This window comes from Sphaerisporangium rubeum, assembly GCF_014207705.1.
Lineage (GTDB): Bacteria > Actinomycetota > Actinomycetes > Streptosporangiales > Streptosporangiaceae > Sphaerisporangium > Sphaerisporangium rubeum.
Genome location: NZ_JACHIU010000001.1, coordinates 7,285,897 through 7,303,580, shown reverse-complemented (window position 1 = coordinate 7,303,580; position 17,684 = coordinate 7,285,897). Strand labels below are relative to the sequence as shown.

21 protein-coding genes and 4 tRNA genes are annotated in these 17,684 nt (G+C 67.2%); 19 read left to right on the top strand and 6 right to left on the bottom strand.

Translation table 11 applies throughout. The annotated features are described in order from the left end of the window. Nucleotides 1-5: 5 nt before the first annotated feature. Nucleotides 6-899, bottom strand: coding sequence for a DMT family transporter (locus BJ992_RS34080; protein ID WP_184987041.1), 894 nt, complete (start codon nt 897-899; stop codon nt 6-8). A gap of 15 nt (nt 900-914) precedes the next feature. Further along, on the bottom strand, nt 915-1,691 hold the full coding sequence (locus tag BJ992_RS31035) for a GntR family transcriptional regulator (protein ID WP_184987039.1): 777 nt from the start codon (nt 1,689-1,691) through the stop codon (nt 915-917). Nucleotides 1,692-2,057: 366 nt separating this feature from the next. On the opposite strand from BJ992_RS31035, the gene BJ992_RS31030 reads away from it, so the two are divergent. The 11 genes from BJ992_RS31030 to BJ992_RS30980 all read left to right on the top strand — a co-directional run bounded on the left by BJ992_RS31030 (nt 2,058) and on the right by BJ992_RS30980 (nt 9,659). Next, entirely contained in the window at nt 2,058-2,381 is a 324-nt protein-coding gene (locus BJ992_RS31030; protein WP_184987037.1) for a hypothetical protein, read from the top strand. Next, nucleotides 2,378-2,746, top strand: coding sequence for a hypothetical protein (locus tag BJ992_RS31025; RefSeq protein WP_184987035.1), 369 nt, complete (start codon nt 2,378-2,380; stop codon nt 2,744-2,746). The genes BJ992_RS31030 and BJ992_RS31025 overlap by 4 nt, the downstream gene beginning before the upstream one ends. A 4-nt stretch (nt 2,747-2,750) precedes the next feature. Then, nucleotides 2,751-3,023 carry a hypothetical protein gene (locus BJ992_RS31020; protein ID WP_184987033.1) on the top strand — a complete coding sequence of 91 codons (273 nt, stop codon included), beginning with the start codon at nt 2,751-2,753 and terminating at the stop codon, nt 3,021-3,023. 91 nt (nt 3,024-3,114) lie between these two features. Beyond that, on the top strand, nt 3,115-3,852 hold the full coding sequence (locus BJ992_RS31015) for a GntR family transcriptional regulator (protein ID WP_184987031.1): 738 nt from the start codon (nt 3,115-3,117) through the stop codon (nt 3,850-3,852). 114 nt (nt 3,853-3,966) lie between these two features. Beyond that, nucleotides 3,967-4,389: a plasmid replication, integration and excision activator gene (locus BJ992_RS31010; RefSeq protein WP_184987029.1), complete on the top strand. Its 423-nt coding sequence runs from the start codon at nt 3,967-3,969 to the stop codon at nt 4,387-4,389. Further along, nucleotides 4,386-4,676 carry a hypothetical protein gene (locus BJ992_RS31005; RefSeq protein ID WP_184987027.1) on the top strand — a complete coding sequence of 97 codons (291 nt, stop codon included), beginning with the start codon at nt 4,386-4,388 and terminating at the stop codon, nt 4,674-4,676. Before BJ992_RS31010 ends, BJ992_RS31005 begins: the two co-directional genes overlap by 4 nt. A gap of 172 nt (nt 4,677-4,848) precedes the next feature. Then, entirely contained in the window at nt 4,849-6,273 is a 1,425-nt protein-coding gene (locus tag BJ992_RS31000) for an FtsK/SpoIIIE domain-containing protein (RefSeq protein ID WP_184987025.1), read from the top strand. After that, nucleotides 6,270-6,428, top strand: coding sequence for a hypothetical protein (locus tag BJ992_RS30995; RefSeq protein WP_184987023.1), 159 nt, complete (start codon nt 6,270-6,272; stop codon nt 6,426-6,428). The genes BJ992_RS31000 and BJ992_RS30995 overlap by 4 nt, the downstream gene beginning before the upstream one ends. Further along, complete coding sequence (locus tag BJ992_RS30990) at nt 6,425-8,101, top strand: replication initiator (protein ID WP_184987021.1); 1,677 nt, start codon at nt 6,425-6,427, stop codon at nt 8,099-8,101. The genes BJ992_RS30995 and BJ992_RS30990 overlap by 4 nt, the downstream gene beginning before the upstream one ends. A gap of 2 nt (nt 8,102-8,103) precedes the next feature. After that, nucleotides 8,104-8,304, top strand: coding sequence for a helix-turn-helix domain-containing protein (locus BJ992_RS30985; protein ID WP_184987019.1), 201 nt, complete (start codon nt 8,104-8,106; stop codon nt 8,302-8,304). Then, nucleotides 8,304-9,659 carry a tyrosine-type recombinase/integrase gene (locus BJ992_RS30980; protein WP_221475049.1) on the top strand — a complete coding sequence of 452 codons (1,356 nt, stop codon included), beginning with the start codon at nt 8,304-8,306 and terminating at the stop codon, nt 9,657-9,659. Before BJ992_RS30985 ends, BJ992_RS30980 begins: the two co-directional genes overlap by 1 nt. Before the next feature lie 102 nt (nt 9,660-9,761). On the opposite strand, the gene BJ992_RS30975 is transcribed toward BJ992_RS30980, so the two are convergent. Next, nucleotides 9,762-9,833, bottom strand: a tRNA-Lys gene (locus tag BJ992_RS30975). A 132-nt stretch (nt 9,834-9,965) separates the two neighbouring features. On the opposite strand from BJ992_RS30975, the gene BJ992_RS30970 reads away from it, so the two are divergent. Continuing rightward, nucleotides 9,966-10,349, top strand: coding sequence for a PspC domain-containing protein (locus BJ992_RS30970; protein ID WP_246496833.1), 384 nt, complete (start codon nt 9,966-9,968; stop codon nt 10,347-10,349). On the opposite strand, the gene BJ992_RS30965 is transcribed toward BJ992_RS30970, so the two are convergent. Together BJ992_RS30965 and BJ992_RS30960 are read right to left on the bottom strand one after the other, a co-directional pair. Next, nucleotides 10,346-11,638 (bottom strand): MFS transporter, encoded by a 1,293-nt coding sequence (locus tag BJ992_RS30965; protein ID WP_184987017.1) that lies wholly within the window; start codon nt 11,636-11,638, stop codon nt 10,346-10,348. The genes BJ992_RS30970 and BJ992_RS30965 overlap by 4 nt on opposite strands. 210 nt (nt 11,639-11,848) lie before the next feature. Next, on the bottom strand, nt 11,849-12,190 hold the full coding sequence (locus BJ992_RS30960) for a metallopeptidase family protein (protein ID WP_184987015.1): 342 nt from the start codon (nt 12,188-12,190) through the stop codon (nt 11,849-11,851). A gap of 140 nt (nt 12,191-12,330) precedes the next feature. Between BJ992_RS30960 and BJ992_RS30955 the strand changes: the two genes are divergently transcribed. The 4 genes from BJ992_RS30955 (at nt 12,331) to BJ992_RS30940 (ending at nt 14,364) form a co-directional block, all read left to right on the top strand. Beyond that, nucleotides 12,331-13,926 (top strand): metallophosphoesterase family protein, encoded by a 1,596-nt coding sequence (locus BJ992_RS30955; RefSeq protein WP_184987013.1) that lies wholly within the window; start codon nt 12,331-12,333, stop codon nt 13,924-13,926. A gap of 84 nt (nt 13,927-14,010) precedes the next feature. Next, nucleotides 14,011-14,083: transfer RNA gene (locus BJ992_RS30950), tRNA-Glu, on the top strand. Nucleotides 14,084-14,189: 106 nt separating this feature from the next. Continuing rightward, nucleotides 14,190-14,264: transfer RNA gene (locus BJ992_RS30945), tRNA-Asp, on the top strand. 26 nt (nt 14,265-14,290) lie between these two features. Continuing rightward, nucleotides 14,291-14,364 (top strand) — tRNA-Phe (locus tag BJ992_RS30940). 213 nt (nt 14,365-14,577) lie between these two features. Here the strand turns inward: BJ992_RS30940 and BJ992_RS30935 are convergent. Continuing rightward, the gene (locus BJ992_RS30935) at nt 14,578-15,555 is read right to left on the bottom strand and encodes a helix-turn-helix transcriptional regulator (protein ID WP_184987011.1); all 978 of its coding nucleotides are present in this window, start codon (nt 15,553-15,555) and stop codon (nt 14,578-14,580) included. A 239-nt stretch (nt 15,556-15,794) separates the two neighbouring features. Here BJ992_RS30935 and BJ992_RS30930 point away from each other — a divergent pair, with 239 nt between their 5' ends. From BJ992_RS30930 to BJ992_RS34480, 3 genes are all read left to right on the top strand, one after another. Next, complete coding sequence (locus BJ992_RS30930) at nt 15,795-15,938, top strand: hypothetical protein (protein WP_184987009.1); 144 nt, start codon at nt 15,795-15,797, stop codon at nt 15,936-15,938. A 20-nt stretch (nt 15,939-15,958) separates the two neighbouring features. Continuing rightward, nucleotides 15,959-16,234 carry a hypothetical protein gene (locus BJ992_RS30925; RefSeq protein ID WP_184987007.1) on the top strand — a complete coding sequence of 92 codons (276 nt, stop codon included), beginning with the start codon at nt 15,959-15,961 and terminating at the stop codon, nt 16,232-16,234. Nucleotides 16,235-16,307: 73 nt separating this feature from the next. Next, on the top strand, nt 16,308-17,675 hold the full coding sequence (locus BJ992_RS34480; protein ID WP_184987005.1) for a LuxR C-terminal-related transcriptional regulator: 1,368 nt from the start codon (nt 16,308-16,310) through the stop codon (nt 17,673-17,675). The last annotated feature ends 9 nt before the right edge of the window (nt 17,676-17,684 follow it).

The following is a 17,684-nucleotide window of genomic DNA, read 5'->3' as shown; positions in this document are numbered from 1 at the left end:
CGGGACTATCTCCGGCGGTGCGGGTGGCTGATTCGTCGAGTCAGGGCGACTCCTATGAGGACTACGAGCATGCCGGCGGTGACGGGGGTGGTGAGAGGTTCGCTCAGGACGACGGCGCCGAGGATGACGGCGACTACCGGGAGGAGGTAGTTGACGGTGGAGGCGGTTGTTCCTTCGTCGGTGATGAGGCGGTAGTTCAGGACGTAGGCGGCGCCGGTGCCTAGGGTGCCGAGGGTGGTGAGGGCTAGTAGGACGTCCCAGGTGAGGTTGGGTGGGTGGAGGCCGCCGGTGAAGGGGGTGATTATGGCGAGTTGGGTGGTTGCGGTGATGAGTTGGGCGGTGGAGAGGGTCAGGGGTGGGTGGCCGCGGTTGGTGAGGTGGCGGGTCATGTAGACGTAGCTGATGCCGTAGCTGGCGGCGGCGGTGAGGGCGGCGAGGCCGCCCCAGGTGGTGATCTGGGTGGCGGATTGCCAGGGGGAGAAGATCAGGAGGGTGCCGAGGAAGCCGGTGAGCAGGCCGGTGAGTTTGAGGGGGGAGGGGTGGCGGTCGGTGGCGGTGGTGATGGCGAAGAGGGCTGTCCATATGGGGGTGGTGGCGTTGATGACGCCGGTGACGCTTGAGGTGATGTGTTGTTCGGCGATGGCGAAGAGCGTGTAGGGGATGACGTTGGCGAACAGTGCGGCGATGGTGAGGTGGAACCATAGGGCCGGCTGTTTGGGGAGTTTGAGGTGTTGTGCGCGGGTGACGGCCAGGAGGACCAGGGCGCCTAGTGCGAGGCGAGTGAGGGTGATTTGTGTGGGGGTGGTGCCGCGTAGGGCTATGGCGATCCACAGGAAGTTCGATCCCCACAGCAAGGCGAGGGCTGCCAGTCGTAGCGTGCTGGCCGTGCCTATGGGCATGGTGGCGGCTCGGGGTTATTCGATGGGGGTGTCATAGAGCAGGCCGGTGAGGTCGGCTCGCATGACGAAGCGGGTGAGTTCGTAGGGGTTGTGGTCCTGGTCGATGCTGAGGTGCAGGACGTCTAGGACGGGGACGGCCGGGGGTAGGTGGAGGTAGCGGGTTTCTTCGGGTTTGGGCATGCGTGCGCTGACGCTTTCGCGAAGGCGGGTCATGGTGTGGCCGCGTTCTTCGAGGATGCCGTGTATGCCGTAGGGGTGGCCTACTTCGGGGTTGAGCAGGCCGGTGCCTTCGGCGATGGTCCATGGGATGTAGGTGGTGACGCGGTGCACGGGGTCTTGGTCGGCGTAGAAGACGTTTTCGCGGACCAGGACGGAGGGTTCGCTCATCGGCAGGCGTAGGTGACGGGCCACCTCGGCGGATGGCTGGGCCTGGTCGATGCTGAGTACTTCGAAGCGGCCGGTTTTTCCTTGTTTGGCGCATTCCAGCAGGAATGGAGAGAGGCCGGATTCACGGTACTTGTGGGAGTAGCGGTCGTTGCCGAGTCGGATGAGGGGGGATTCCCGGCGGACGAACACGCCACGTCCGTGCTCGGGGATGACCAAGCCTTCGTCGGTGAGCAGGCGGATGGCTTCGCGTGCGGTGTTGCGCGCGGTGCCGTATTGGCCGGCTAGTTCGCGTTCGGAAGGCAGGCGTGCGCCGGGGAGGAGTTCGCCGGTTTCGATGGCCTGGCGTAGGTCGTCGGCGATGCGGCGGCTTGGGAGTTGCCGCGCGTCGGGCCGTTGGGTGCTCATCAGTGCTCTCCCCGTCTTGAGGTAGCAGCAGGCTACCGGATGGCTCATGCCATCTACTCAACAGGCTTGAGCCAGTAGGCGGTCATGTGCTCTACTGGCCACAGAGAGAAACTGGCTTGAGCCACTTTAACAGGTGGCTCAAGTAGGTGCAAGCGCTCTGGCTCCTCGGGTCCGTTGAAGGCGGTGAAGCGTGATGGTCGATGACACCCCGTGCCCGTCATGTAAGGGACGGAGGTGGAAGTACGTCAGCCCTCGCCGTGGGTTACTCGCCGTGGCCGGTGCGGTCGCTTCCTCCGCTCGGGTGAAGCAACCGTGCTCCTCGTGCTGGGATACCGCAGCGTCCGCCGGCGTCGATGAGGTGGCGTCGTGAGCGGCAGGCACCGGCCCGTGCAGGAGATCGGGTCGCAGGGGCGTCCGGTGGGGCGGCATCGGTCGGGACGGCGGCCGGAGATGGTCACGCGGCGGAGGTTCGACGCCGATGCCATCGCTCAGGCGGCGATGCTCGACCAGCTCGAACCCGGATGGTTGGTGTGGTACGGGACCTACTTCCGGCAGTTCTACGCCGTCGCGATGAGCGGCAAGGTGGGGCCGTTGTGTGTGACGGCGCAGTCGTGTGAGGCGTTGCGGACGCAGATGCGTGAGGCGGAAGCCGCGGTGCGGGTGGCGGTGCGGGTGGCGGTGCGGTCATGACCCTTCCTGAGGAGATCACCCTGCGGCGGGCTGTCGCGCATCGCAGTGCGCTGAGCAAGCTGAGCGTCACGTTGCTGGCGGCCGGATTGCGCTGCCTGCTGGTGGAACGCGTGCATCTGACGATCACCCGGTCCTACGGCCCTCGGGCCTACCTGTCGCCGTACCTGGAGGTGCGGAACAATCAACGCTTGGTGGCGACGGTCCGGGTGCACGATCGGATCGGGAAGCGGTCGCACTTCGTGATGACGTTGCCGGGGGGACTCGATGTCCAGATGGGTGAGGCCAAGGATGCCGACTCCCTCGCCGGCTATGTCCTTCAGGTCCCCGGCCTGCAACAGAGCGTGGACGATGCCGCCACACGGTGATGACGTGCCGGTGTCGCTGGCTGGGTTGACGGAGATCTACGGCCGTCACTGGGAGATCATGGATTCTGCCGGTGGCGGGTGGATCGCGGTGCGGCGGCATGGGGTGGCCGGTAGTGCGCTGGCGCGCGGGCTGTCCAACGTGCGGTGCGCCGAGACGCTGTCCGAGCTGGCCGGGTATCTGGCGAAGGAAGCGGAGTTGGAACAACGGCCCCCGCGCTTCGCCGGGACGTCGGCTGTGGTGGTGCCCTCGCCTCGGAGGTCATCCAGCAGGGGGTGAGCGCAGAGCGTTCTAACGATCTTCTCGGGTTCGGCTAGGCAGGACGGGTGCGGCTCAGTATCCTGACGATAAGTCGAGTAGTGGGGTAGTCATGTCAGTGTCCGATGGTGAGTACGCGCCGCCGAAGTACGCGCAGATCGTGACCGCGATCCGGCGGAAGATCGAGGACGGCACCTATCCTCCGGGGTCGCAACTGCCTTCGGAGACTCAGCTCGTGCGGGAGTTCGCGGTGAGCCGGCCGACGGTGGTGCGTGCGCTTCAGGTGTTGCAGCTTCGCGGGATCATCGATCGTGAGCATGGCCGGGGGTCGTATGTGAAGGCGGCCCCGCCGGTCGGCCAGGGTGAGACGTCCCGGCCGGGTCGCGCGGTGCTCGATCAGGTCGAGACCGAAGAGGGCGCGGCGGTGCTTGCCGCGGGGACGGCTCCGGCGCCGGCGAACGTGGCGGGGATGTTCTCCTTCCCTGCGGGGACGCCGATGGTGCGGCGTCAGGTGTTGCTGAGCGCGGCCGATGAGCCGTGTGAGCTGGTCACGTTCTGGTGCCCGATGGAGATCGGGCAGAGTACCGACCTTGGTGGTGAACGGTCGCTCACGGTCAATGTGCGGCAGCATCTTCAGGCGGTGGCGGGGGTGCGGCTGGAACACGTGGTGGAACGCCTGGCGGCGCGTCATCCGATGGCCGACGAGGTGAAGGTGTTCGACCTGAGCAAGACGGCGGCGGTGCTGGGGGTGGTGGCGCAGGTGTATGACTCGGCCGGCCGGTTGGTCTTGGTGGTGGAGATCGCGCTGCCGGGGGCGTTGCATGAACTGGAGGACTCATACCCGCTGTGATGTGAGGTAGGTCACACGGCTCCGGCGAAACCTGTTCGTCCGCTCAGGCGTTGCAGGAGTTACCATCAACTTGACAGTACGAGTTAGCGACAGAACGACAGGAGATCAAAGGCTATGGCCATCCCGCACAACTTCCGCGTCACCTTCGATGAGGCGTTCCCGCACGGCTGCTACATGGTCGGCGAGGTCGAGCAGATCAAGGACTTCGAAGCATCCACCGCGAGCAAGCCGGTGTTCGCGCGTGACAAGGCCACCGGTGAGTTCGTCTGGCAGGTCACGGTGGTCGACTGCGACCCTGACGCGCGCGACAAGACCGTGAAGATCAAGGTCAGTTCCCCGGTGCGGCCGGTTCCTCCCGCGCCGCTGGCCGGGCTGCCGTTCATCCCGGTCGAGTTCGACGGCATGACCGTCACCCCCTGGCTCAACGGACAGCGCATCGCCTACTCCGTCCGCGCCAGGGAGATGCGCGCTCCGCGTGCGGCCGGCAAGCCCTCGACCGCCTCGGCCGGTTCGGCTGCTGGTAAGGACGCGGCGTGACCGGGGCGGGCAGGCGGGTCAACGGGTCCTGGCAGGCCACCACGTTGCACATCGACGGCCGGGGACGCGCGGTGTGCCTGGCCTACCCGCATCGCACCCCGATCTTGGAGGTCGGGGCCGGTAACTCGATCGTCAAGCTCACCGTGCACGCCAACCGCGTCGACCACGCCACCGTGACGTTCGCGCGGGAGTTGGCCGAACAGGCTGAGGTCTTCGCGCGTGAGGTCGAACGGCTGCATCACCTTCACCCCGCCTCGACCGCTCTCCGGCAGGAGGACACGTTATGAGCGAGGACCCGAGCAAGCACGGTGACCAGCTCGACCGGTTCGGCGCGTCGGCGCCTGAGGCTGCGGCCTGAACCGGACCGGTGTGGTGGGGCCGCTGGAAGCGGCAACTTCCGGCGGCCCCCAAACCCCTCTCCCCAACGACTCTCACATCACGAGAAGAGGCACCCAGCTTATGTTGCGCAAGCTCCCCGGAGACCACACCCGTGACCTCGTCTCCACCGTCCCAACCCAGGTCGTGTTCCGGCCCGTCGTCGTCCCCACCCCCGCCATCGTCACCATCCTCGTCGCGCTGTTCCGTGCCCTGGCCGGGGTGGTGCGCACGGTGTGGCGTCACCCGGTTGCTTGCCTGGCCGCCGCTGTTCCGGCCGGGTTATGCCTGCTGTATGGCTGGCGTACCGGCCTGCTGACCCCGGTGGCCGTGCTGTCAGGGCTGACCGGGTGGCGCTTCACCCACCCCGCATCGTTCTCGCGCTGGGTGGGCCTTCGGCTGCGGGCCTGGTGGGTGCTGGTGTGGGTGTACCGGCGGCACTGGCAACCGGTCATGGTCGTCTCCGGCCTGGCCAAACACATCGGCGGACGCGAATACCTCCCCCGGCTCCTCAAGGTCACCTGCACCCCCACGGCTGACATGGTCGCCGTGAAGATGCTCGCCGGTCAGTCGGCCGACGCCTGGCAGGAACGGGCCGACAACCTCGCCCACGGCTTCGCTCGGCCCCAATGCCGCGTCACTGTCGGTTCCCCCGGCCGTGTGGTGCTGACCTTCCCCCGGCGTGACGTGCTCGCCACCCCGATTCCGGCGCTGCCGATCCCTTCGGTTCCGGTGGTGGCGTCGGTGCCGATCGGGCTGCGCGAAGACGGCGCGCCGTACCTGCTCAAGCTGCACGGAACCCATGTCCTGGTCGCCGGCGCCACCGGTGCCGGGAAAGGGTCGTGGCTGTGGTCGGCCGTGCGCGGGCTGCTGCCTGCTGCGGCGGCCGGGCTTGTGGAGTTGTGGGCTTTGGATCCCAAGCGGATGGAGCTGTCCTACGGCCGGTCCCTGTTCGGGCCTCGGTATGCGGCCGATCCGGCGGACTGCGCCGACCTGCTCGAAGCGGCCGTCACGATCATGCAAGGTCGCGCGGACCGGTACGCCGGAGTGCAACGCACTCATGTCCCGACTGTTGATGATCCGTTCGTGGTGGTGCTTGTGGATGAGGTGGCGTTCCTGACCGCCTACCAGACCGACCGCAAGCTCAAAGAACGCACCCTTGCCGCACTGGCGACCCTCACCACACAAGGCCGCGCGGTCGGCATCGCGATCGTCGCGGCCCTTCAGGATCCGCGCAAAGAAGTGCTGTCGATCCGCAACCTGTTCCCTGACAAGATCGCGCTGCGGCTCGATGAGCCGTCACAGGTGGATCTCGTGCTCGGTGACGGTGCTCGTGACCGGGGCGCGCTGGCCGATCAGATCTCGTCCTATCCACAGGTCGGGGCCGGCGTCGGGTACGTGCGACTGGAAGCCGACCCCGAACCGGTCCGGGTCCGCGCCGCCTACGTCACAGACACCGACATCCTCGCCATGGTCCGCTGCTACGCCGGAACCGGTGAGGCCCGATGACGACACTCGCGCACCTGCTGACCGGCCTGCGGTGCGAGGTCTGCCGCTGCCTGGACGTGCTGTGGCTCGACGTGGTGCGCGGCATCGTCGAGTGCCGCAACTGCCACCAAACCGCCCTGGTCGCCGTCGATGAGACCACAGGTGAGGCCCGGTGACCCACCCCACAGACCGCACCATCCCCCGCGCCGTACGCGCAACCATGCCGATGGCCCTGGACGTCATCGAAGAAGTAGCCCGCCAACACGGCGTGTGCGTGCGGCCGGTCCCGCTCAAGCGCACCGACATCACCACCGGACAGACCGAATACGTCAACATCCCCTGCGGCGCCACCCTGGAAGCCAAATGCGAACCCTGCGCACGGCGAGCCGTTCAACTACGCAAGGCCCAGTGCCGGGAAGGCTGGCACCTGGACGATGAACCGGTCGCCGAACCGGCCCCGCCGACCGAACGGCAACGCTGGCTGATCGAAGAACGTGCCGACGCGCACACCGGCCGGGAGATGGCTCAACAGTGGGGCGATGACCTCACCTACTGGGATGAGGCCATCACCATCATCGAAGACGAACTCGCCAACAGCGGGGTACGGGGGAGCGTGCTTCCGGCTGAGGGGAAGCCGCGGCGGTCCCGCTCCACCAGGCGCCGTCAGGACGCACCTGATCTGCCCAAGCGGCCTCGTGAGGATCGGACCGTGGGGCAGACGTTCGCCGCACCGGACGGCAGGGTGTACCGGCCGTCGCTGTTCATCACCCTCACCTGCGACACCTACGGCAAGGTCCGGCACGACGGTACCCCCGTCGATCCCGCCACCTACGACTATGTCCGGGCTGCTCGGGATGCGATTCACTTTCCCAAGCTGGTGGACCGGTTCGTGCAGAACCTCCGCCGGGTCGCCGGGTACGACGTGCAGTACTTCGCCACCGTGGAACCGCAACGCCGGCTGGCTCCGCACCTGCACATGGCGGTGCGCGGCGCCATGCCACGAAGCGAGGTCAAGGCCGTCGCGGCGGCCACCTACCACCAAGTGTGGTGGCCTGCTTGTGACCGGGTCCGGTTCGACGGCGAACACCTGCCGGTCTGGGTGCCGGACCCCGATGCGGCCGATCGTAGCGACGGGCAGGCCGGCGACTACCTCGACCCCGACACCGGCGAACTCCTTCCCACCTGGGAACAGGCACTCGACCAGCTCGGCACCGACCCCGATGCCGAACCGCTGCACGTGGTGCGCCTCGGCCCACAGGTCGACGTCAAGGGTGTGCTTGCCGGGTCCCCTGGCGCGGACAAGGGCCTGAGCTACCTGACCAAGTACCTCACCAAGTCCCTGTCCACCTGCCACCAGGTCACCAGCGAGGCCCAACGTGCGCACGTGGAACGGCTGATGGCCGTGCTGCGCTACGAGCCGTGCGCACCGACATGTCCGAACTGGCTGCGCTACGGGGTCCAGCCCAAGAACGCCAAGGCAGGCATGCGGCCGGGGGCATGCCGGGGTAAGGCGCACCGGTCCGAACACCTCGGCTACGCCGGACGCCGGGTCCTGGTCTCCCGCAAGTGGTCCGGCAAGACCCTGTCCGAACACAAGAACGACCGCCGGGCCTGGGTGCTGGAACAACTCGGCCTTTCGGCAACCGACGACCCCGACACATCCGCTGACCTCCACCGGTACCTGTGGCGGCCGGTCAGCCCTGCCGACCACGACGTGCCACCACTGGCCGCACGCCTGCTCAAAGAGATCAGCAACCGGCAACGCTGGCGCGCCGCACTCGACCACGCACGAGCACGCGCGGACGGACAACCCATCGACGAACTTTCGGCAACCCGAGAGGCGGCGTGAACATGGACAAGCTGTTCTACCGTCCCAAAGAGGCCGCTGACGCGCTCAGCATGAGCCGTACGGCGGTGTTCCGGTTGATCAAGACGGGTGAGTTGCAGTCGATCAAACGGGACGGTTACCGGCTCGTTCCCGCTTGGGCGCTTCTCGACTTCGCTCGTGCCTTGGAGGCTGAGGCCGGCCTTTCCGCTCGCGAGGTGGCCTGATGGCGACGCGGAAGCCCAACGGCCGTTCCTCCATCTATTTCGGCAAGGACGGTCTTTGGCACGGCTGGGTCATGATGGGCGTCAAGGACGACGGTTCACCCGATCGCCGGCACCGTAAGGCGGCGACTGAGACCGAGGTGACGCGCAAAGTCCGAGAGCTGGAAAAGCAGCGGGATTCCGGCAGGGTGGACAAGCCGGGACGGGTGCCGACCGTTGAGGAATGGATGCGCACGTGGCTGGACACGATCGCGCCTCGGACGGCGAGTCAGCTCACTCTGATCAGCACGTACCGGCCCAAGGTGGAACGGTGGATCATTCCTGGGCTCGGCAAGCATCGGCTTGATCGCCTGCGTCCCGAACACCTGGATGCGTTCTACGTGTGGTTGGGCCAACAGGATCTCGCCGAGAACACGGTGTTGCAGGTGCATCGGATCCTGTCGCGAGCGTTGAAGGTGGCTGTGCGCCGCGAGGTGGTCGCCAGGAACGTTTGCATGCTGATCGATGCTCCTACGGGTGAAGACGTCGAGATCGAGCCGCTGACGGCCGCTGAGGCGCGTGCCGTGCTGGCCAAGGCTGTGGATCACAGGAACGGCACGCGGTGGTCGGTCGCGCTCGCGCTGGGTCTGAGGCAGTGTGAGGCGCTCGGGTTGCGGTGGAAGTACGTGGACCTGGACAAGGGCGTGATCCGGGTGTTCTGGCAGATCAAGCGACAGCGTTTCCGTCATGGCTGTGAGGACCCGCACGCTTGTGGAGAACGACTGCACCGGTACCCGTGTCCGGCCGACTGCCCGAAGGCAAAGCGGACGTCCGGTCGGCGGCACCTGTGCCGTCGTCCATGTCCTCCGCGGTGTCGGCAACATGGCGGGAAATGCCCGGTCTTCTGCGCGCCGGACTGCGTCGGGCATGCTCCCTCGTGCCCTGATCGCATTGGCGGCTGGGAGTTCGTAAAGCCCAAAGGCAAGGGCCGGCGGACGGTGCTGATCCCGCCACCGTTGATCCCTCTGCTCAAGCTGCACAGAGAAACCCAACAGGCTGAGGAGAAAGCGGCCGGCGAGAAGTGGCGCGGCATGGGTCTCGTTTGGAGCCGGGCCGATGGTAGCCCTATCGATCCCGGTGACGACTGGGACGAATGGAAAGCGCTCCTGAGGGATGCCAGGGTCGGAAAGGATGCCAGGGTCCACGACGCACGTCATACGGCGGCCACGTTGCTGCTGGAACAGGGTGTGGACATCAGCGTGGTGCAGGAAATCCTTGGTCACTCGCAGCTCACCACGACCAAGCGCTACACCCACGTGACGTCCAAGCTGGCGAGCGATGCGGCGGCGCGGATGGGCCGGGCACTGTGGGATGACTGAGGCCGGCGACTGCAACCCCGTGCTGACAACTGCAACCCGAACTGCAACCCTGGGCAGGCTTCCCGATCTTGAGATCTGGGAGTCTGCCCTGGTCATTGAGGGTGGGCCGCCAGGGATTCGAACCCTGAACCTACGGATTAAAAGTCCGCAGCTCTGCCGTTGAGCTAGCGGCCCGCATGGATGCAGAGTACTGAGCGTACCGTGAGTTGCGCGACCGGCTTGCCGGTCAGGGGTCAGGGGGTGGCCAGGGTCGGGCCAGGGGGAATCCCTATGTGCCTTTGGCGGGCTGGGGGGCAGTCTGGAGGTATGAACGAGATGAACGCTTATGGGAACCGGTCGGGCAAGGAACTGCGGCGCACTCGCCAGGGGAAGATCATAGCGGGGGTGTGCTCTGGAGCGGGGGAGTTCCTCGGGGTCGACGCGAACATTCTGCGGCTGGGGCTCGCGGTGGCCACCTTCTTCGGGGGGCTGGGGATCGGGATCTACGCGGTCGCGTGGCTGCTCATCCCTGAGGAGGGGAAGAGCACCTCCATCGTCCAGGACCTCATCAACCGGCAGAAGAGCGACTCGAACTCGGTGTGGCACCAGGCTTCGGGGCACTGGCAGCAGGCGTCGAGCAAGTGGAAGGCGGGGGGCGAGCAGGACGCGCCGCGGCGGTCGCCGGTGGATGAGCCGCCGGTCAAGTACTAAGGGACCGGGGTGCGGGGCCTGGTGATCGTCTCGGTACGGGATTCGGTCCAGACGACGGCCAGCAGGACGGCGGTCGCGAGCCCGGCGGCGCCTGAGAGGGCGACGACGGGCTCGGGGCCGAGGGTTTGGGCCGCGGCGCCGCCGATGAGGATGCCTATGCCTTGGACGCCTAGCAGGCCGGACTGCACCAGGCCGAAGGCTTGGGCTCGCCGGTTGGCGGGGACGCTCTGGACGAAGGCGGCGTTCGCGGCGAGTTGGTAGGCGCCGCCTATGCCGGCGAGCACCCAGAGCACCAGTACGACGGCGGCTGGGGGGCGGGTCGCGCAGCCGATCAGGGGGGCGCAGCTCAGCATCGCCATCCAACCCATGGCGCGCAGGCGCCTTGTGGGGGTGACGAAGCGGCCGAAGATGAAGGCGCCGAGCACGGTGCCGGTGGGCATGGCGGCCATCAACAGGCCGGTCAGCAGGGTGACGGTTCGCGGGTCGGTGGTGAAGGTCGCGGCGTACGGCACGGCGATGCCTTCGGGGAGTACGTAGAAGCCGCAGAGCCAGGCGAACAGGACCAGGACGCGCAGGCGGCGGTCGCCGAAGACGAGTCGCGCGCCGTTCTTGGTCATGGCCCACATGGAGACCGGCACGCTGGTGTCCGGTTCCGGCGGGAGGCGGCGGCGTACGCCTAGTGCGATGATCAGAGCGGACGCCAGGAAGGTCGTGGCGTCCAGTGCGAGGCCGTAGTGGGGGCCGATCGCCGCGATCATGCCGGCGCCGGCGGCGAAGCCCAGCATCTGCACGGCCTGGTTGGTCATGTTCTGCAGTGCGGAGCCGACGACGTACCGGTCGCCGTCCAGGATCTCGGGAAGCAGCGCGGCGCGTGCGGCGGTGAACGGTGAGCTGAGCAGGACCACCAGGAAGACCAGGACGCACAGAGCGGAGAACGGCACGCCGGGTACGGCCATGAGGGCGACGAGGGCGGCTCGTGCCAAGTCGCAGGCGATCATGATTTGACGGCGAGCGTACTTGTCGGCCAGTGCGGCGAGGAACGGACCGCCGATGATCGGCGGGAGGTACGTCAAGGCGTACACGCCGGCGGTGGCGAGCGGGGAGCCGGTGCGGTCGTAGACGAGCAGCGCCAGCGCGACCTGAGCGAGTTGGTCGCCGAGCAAGGAAAGGCATTGGCCGCCCCACAAGGCGCGAAACTCGCCGATGGCGATGACTTCGCCGTACGTCGCCTGGCTTTCTGGCGGGCGGCGGTGCCGCCCGGGCAGCCGGCCTGGCCTGGTGGCCGCCATATGTCTCCGCTGGGCTCGCTGGGCCGTCCTGACAGAGTGTGTTCAGTACGTCACCTACAGTGCCCATCGCGGGTATGGTTGCGCAAGCCCAATGGCAGGACTGGTTCTGCTCACCACCCGATATGCGGGTGTTCGACCCGGTGGAAAGAGTTACGGCCCGGTGCCAGCGATCGTCACCGGCGAGTGCGCGGTGCAGGCGTCGCCGCCGCGCTACCAGCCCAGTTCGTGCAGGCGGTCATCGTCGATGCCGAAGTGGTGTGCTATTTCGTGCACGACAGTGATCTTCACCTCCTCCACGACCTCGTCCTCGGTGCGGCACATCTCGCAGATGGGGTTCCGGTAGATCTCGATCCGATCCGGAAGCACGCCGGAGTACCAGTCTCCGCGCTCGGTCAGCGGGATGCCCGTGTAGAGACCGAGCAGGCCAGGTTCGGGTGGATCGTCCACGACGACCACGACGACGTTGTCCATCACTTGGGCCAGTTCAGGCGGAACGGTGTCCAGAGCCTCCGCCACGAGCTCCTCGAACCTTCCCCGCGAAACCTCGATCACCCTGACATCGTGTCACCGCGCCGCGCCGTCCGCGCACACCGTCCGCCGCGCCGACCTCGGCAAGCTTTACCAAGACATGAACCCCGGCTGACTCGTGTCGGCTATGAATTGTGCGGGGAAATCGGGTAGCAAGTCCAACGATGAATGCCACACGGTGGAGGGACGCGGGGCGGCGATTCGCCGGACGGCGCGCCGTACGACGTACGACGTCCATCCTGCTCGTCGGGGTGGCGGCCGTGGCCGGCGCCTGGCTGGGCCTGGCCATAGGCGCTCATGTGAGCACGGCGGTCGGGCCGGCCGAGATCGGCATGAGCCTTCAGCCCTCGTGGCGGGGACAGACCGTCCTGGACGTCCGGCCGCTCGGCACGCTGCGCTTCGAGTCCCACCAGGGTCCGTTACAGCTCCAGCTCAACCTGAACGGCATCCACACCGACGTCGCGCAGAGACTTCTGGAGAGCCCGCGGTGGGCCGAGACGCTCCCCGGCCTGATCGAGGCCGATCTGCAGTCAGGGCTGCGTGAGCTGCTCATCCGGTCGGTCGTGTGGGCCGTGGCCGGCGCGTTCGTGGTGGGTCTCGTCGTCTTCCGCGCGTGGCGCAAGGCTCTGCTGACCGGCCTGACCAGCCTGTGCGGACTGCTCCTGGCGGGAACGCTGGCCGCGACGACGTTCAACCCCGCCTCCATCTCCGAGCCCCGCTACACCGGTCTGCTCACCGGTGTGCCGTCGCTCATCGGCAGCGCACAGTCGATCGTCAGCAGGTTCTCCGAGTACCAGGCGCAGCTCGCCAAGCTCGTCACGAACGTCTCGCAGCTGTATCACGCGGGCAGCACCCTGCCGGTGTACTCGCCCGACCCGAACACTTTGCGCGTGCTGCACGTCTCGGACATCCATCTCAACCCGGTGGCCTGGAGCACCATCCGCTCGCTCACGGAACAGTTCCAGATCAATTTGATCATCGACACCGGTGACATCGCAGACCACGGCACCAAAGCCGAGAACAAGTTCGTCGAAGAGATCGGCAAGCTGAAGGTGCCGTACGTCTACGTACGCGGCAATCACGACTCGACCGACACCGAGCGAGCCGTCGCCCGCCAGAAGAACGCCGTCGTCCTGGACGGCGCCGCCAAGAACGTCGAGGGCCTTCGCATCTATGGCGTCGGCGACCCCCGCTTCACCCCCGACAAAAGCGTAGAAGTCGACTCAGACCCTGCGGCCCTCGAACGCCTCGGCGCCTTCCACGCCTCCCGCCTGGTCCCCCCTGCCGTCCCCAAGACCACCAAGAAGCCCTCACCGTCCGCCTCCAGGGCCAGCGGCACCGAGGCCGCCGCGGCGAAGCTCCCGGTCGACGTGGTCGCCGTACACGACCCCACCATCGGACGTGCCTTCGACGGCGCCGTCCCCTTGGTCCTCTCGGGCCACGTCCATGCGCGCTCGACCGAAATGCTGCGCTCCGGCACCCGCCTGATGATCCAGGGCTCCACCGGCTCCGCCGGCCTGCGCGGCCTGGAACATGACGAACCCACCCCCATCCAGGCCTCTGTTCTGTACATCGACCGCAAGACGCAACGCCTCCAGGCCTGGGACGACATCACCCTCGGCGGCCTCGGCGAGCAGTGGGTTCAGATACAGCGTCACCTGGAGAGCGACCCTGGCCGTACAATTCTTCCGGAGCGGTCTTCCATCCCGACCCCATCGGGGGAGGAGCCCACCCCAACCGCCACGCCGGTCAGAAGATGACCGCTTTGGCATAGGGCCCCATGGTCCCCTATGCTTCAGAGGTCCCCGACGGACGGCGTCACGGAACCAGAGCGAAAGCCCTGAGCCCCCATCGTCTAGCGGCCTAGGACACCGCCCTTTCAAGGCGGCGGCACGGGTTCGAATCCCGTTGGGGGCACGCGTGAGCCAACCGCTCACCGGAACGACCGGAGGTCACCGACCTCCGCCGAACTGGTAAGCTAAGCGAGCGCAACCGGGAACCAACCCCCGGCAAAGCAAGACAAGGTCCTGTAGAGCAGTTTGGAGTGCTCGCCACCCTGTCAAGGTGGAGGTCGCGGGTTCAAGTCCCGTCAGGACCGCTCTGGTAGGTGCCCGTCACCACCGAGGTCAGGTAGCTCAGTCGGTACGAGCGTCCGCCTGAAAAGCGGAAGGTCGGCGGTTCGACCCCGCCCCTGACCACATCATATGAACAGCCAAAACGCCCCGAGCATCCGTGCTACGGGGCGTTTTTGATCTCCAATGACAGTCGAGCGCCTCTGTGAGTCCGGCCAACCGCTGATCATCGTCAATCGAGGACGATCCTGGCCGACGCGCTCAGGACTTCGCCGACCTCCAGCGCAGTCCCCGCCTCGATGGACCGGGCCGTCAACGGCCGGTTCGAGGGGCCGCCGCTCAGATCCAGCCGCGTTGGACGGCGCGGGCGCCGGCCTGGAAGCGGCTGCGTGCGTCGAGGCGGGCCATGAGTGTGGACATCGTGCGCCGCACCGTACGCAGCGACACCCCGAGCCGGCGCGCCGCGCCCTCGTCGGTCTGCCCGTCCAGGAGCATGAGCAGCAGTTCGTGCTCGAACGGCGACAGGCCGTGCTCGTCGACCCGAGCCTCCCCGAAAGGCACGGCGACCGCCCAGACCTGCTCGAACAGCGCGCACAGCGCCGTGACGATCCCGTCGGCGCTGACTTCCATCGCGCCAAGACGGGGATCGCGCGGGTTCAGCGGGACCATGGCCACGGAGCGGTCGACAATGAGCAGCGACATCGGCAACGTCGGGCTGGAGCGGGTCTGGCCGCCGAGTCCGGCCAGCCACTGGGCGTACCGGAGGGTGTCGGCGTCGTTGCGGAAGCTGTCCTGGTAGATGGTGCGGATGCGCACCCCGCGTTCGAGCGCCTGCCGGTCGAGCGGCTCGCTGGCCTCCATCGCCTCCTGCGTCTGAGCCCCGCCGGGCATGAAGGACATGCACTCGTCCTGGGCCGCGTAGGCGAGTTCCTCCAGCCGGGAGCGGACCTGCTCCAGCCCTTCCAGGCGCTCGAACGACCCGCGCTCGCGGTCGTGGATCGCGTCGTACTCCATGGCGATGGCCGCGATGGCCGCCCGGGTGTCGACGATCTGCTGCTGCCTGCGCTGCAGTTCCGCCTCGGTCTGCGCCAGTAGGGACGCCAGGCCGACCTCCGGCCTCACCGGCCGGAACAATGTCGGGTGATTTCGGGAGGGGCGGAGCAGGGCCATGTCGGCCAGCAGGTCGAATGCTTCCCGTACTCGCTCCTCCGGCACTGAGAGATGCCGAGCGATGTCCCCTATGCCCCATTCGGGATGCTGGAGCAGTGCCCGGTAGACATCTGCGGTAGAGGGATCCAGCGCACGTGGATCGAGCATCCCTTGTCCCCCACGCCCCCTGGCTTCACCTGTTGCACCGATTTTACGGCTGGCGGTCAGGGTCGTTTCAAGACATAACCGGAAATATCGACCACCTTGGCACCTTCATGCCACGTGCAGAGGTGGCCTCCCGGCCCGTAGTGACACGGCCGACTCGGTGGGCGAGGCTGGCGAATCAGAAACAGAAACACATTCCGCGCGGTAAAACAAGTGTTACAGAAAAGGAAAGGGGCCACTGAATGTTCGCGAAACTCGCCGCGTCCGCTTCGATCCTCGTCGTCCTGTTCGCCGCCCACGCACTCGTCGCCGGCGCCGCCGGCGCCTCGGCCGCCGTGCCCTCCGCCGGCAGCACCAACGTCAATCAGGGATTCTCCTGGGGCTGACGTTCGTGCAGGTCATAAGAATGGACCTGTGTAGAGGCGAGGTCAGTGAACGCTGGTCCCTGTCGTCCGCCGCGTTCACCGATCTCGTCTGGGCCCACACCAGGCAGGACGAGGGGCTGGAGCACCTCAGGGTGCGAACGGCCCCCGACCGGATCGACATCGTGCTTTTCATCTGCGCCCCACAGGACGAGTCCGTCGAAGAAATGGCCTGGCGTATCTGCGGGCGGGTCGTCCGGCTCGTTCCCGCGCTTCGGGGCTGGCTCGCCGGGGCGCCTTACCAGGGGGTGCAGATTTGAGTAAGGCTCATGATTGACCCTGGGGGATGCAATGCGTAGTCCCGAAGCCCTAAAACCCGAAGAAGACTCAGTGGTGAATCCCGCTCTGGGGACCGTCATCGGTCGTGACATCGAGCTCGACGCGCTCCGCGGGGCCTTGCGAAACCCCGCCCTACGGCTGCTGACGATAACCGGACCGCCCGGAGTCGGTAAGAGCCGCCTCCTGACCGCGCTCTACCCCGAACTGGTCGCCGAGTTCGGGGAAGGCGTACGTTTCCTCGATTTCGCCGCACGCATCGGACATGGCGTCCAATTAACCGCCGATTCCGCCTCCTTGTGCGTGGGCGGGCTGACCGAGTCACGACCGGCGGAGCGCGACCACGCGACACTGAACCTGTTTCCATCCGGCGGCGAGCCGATGTGCGGCCAGGAGCGGGAGCGACCGGTCGAAAAAGGTCCACTGGTGCTCATCGACCATGCCGAGCCCGTGCTGGAGGAGATCGCGCGGGTCGTCACGAAGTCGCTGGCCGCGCATCCGGACCTTCGGGTGGTGCTCGCCTGTCGTGAGCCGTTGCGTGTGTACGGGGAGCGCCTGTTCCCTGTGCAGCCACTTGCGGTGCCCGGTTCCCGGCCCCCGGCCGAACTGGCGGAGCTCGGGCGGATCGCCTCGGTGCGGCTGCTCCTGGAACGCGTCACGGCCACCAGGCCGGACGTCGTGCTCACCGGCGACAACCGCGAGGTCATCACCGAGCTCTCCAACGGCCTCGACGGGCTGCCACTCGCCATAGAGTTCGCCGCCGCGCGCCTGCGGCTCTTCCAGCTGCGGGCGCTGCGGAACCGGCTGCGAACCGGCCTGGACATCCTGTACGGCGGCGCGCCGCACACGCTGTCGCACCACCGCAGCATGAAGGCGGCCATCGCGTGGAGCCATGGACGTCTCACCGAGCACGAGCGTGACCTCCTGCGCCGGCTGGCGGTCCTGACCGCCGGATTCGACATGGCCGCCGCCGAAGCCGTGAGCGACCTCGACGGCGGCGCCCTGCACGACGCGTTGCAGAGGCTCGCCGAGCGGAACCTGATCACCGTGGCCGGCGGGCCGGACGACGAGCCCTGCTTCTCGCTGCTCAACACCATCAGGCTGTACGTCCTTCAGGAACCGGCCGGGACGGGCGAGCCGGAGGCGGCCGCCCCGCCCGGCCCCGTACCCGTCCCGGTCCCGGTCGCCGGAAGTCCAGGTGAGCCGGAGTCGGGGCTGACCCGCCGGGAACACCAGGTGGCCGTGCTGGTCGCCCAGGGGCTCACCAACCGTCAGATCGCCCGGCGGCTGGGGATCGCCGAGTGGACCGCCGTGAACCATGTCCGCAATGTGATGCGCAAGATGCGGTGCTCGTCCCGCGTACACGTGGCGAGCATGATCACCCAAGGCGGCGTACGGGAGATGCGGGAGGTCAGTCGAGGGTGACACCCGAGC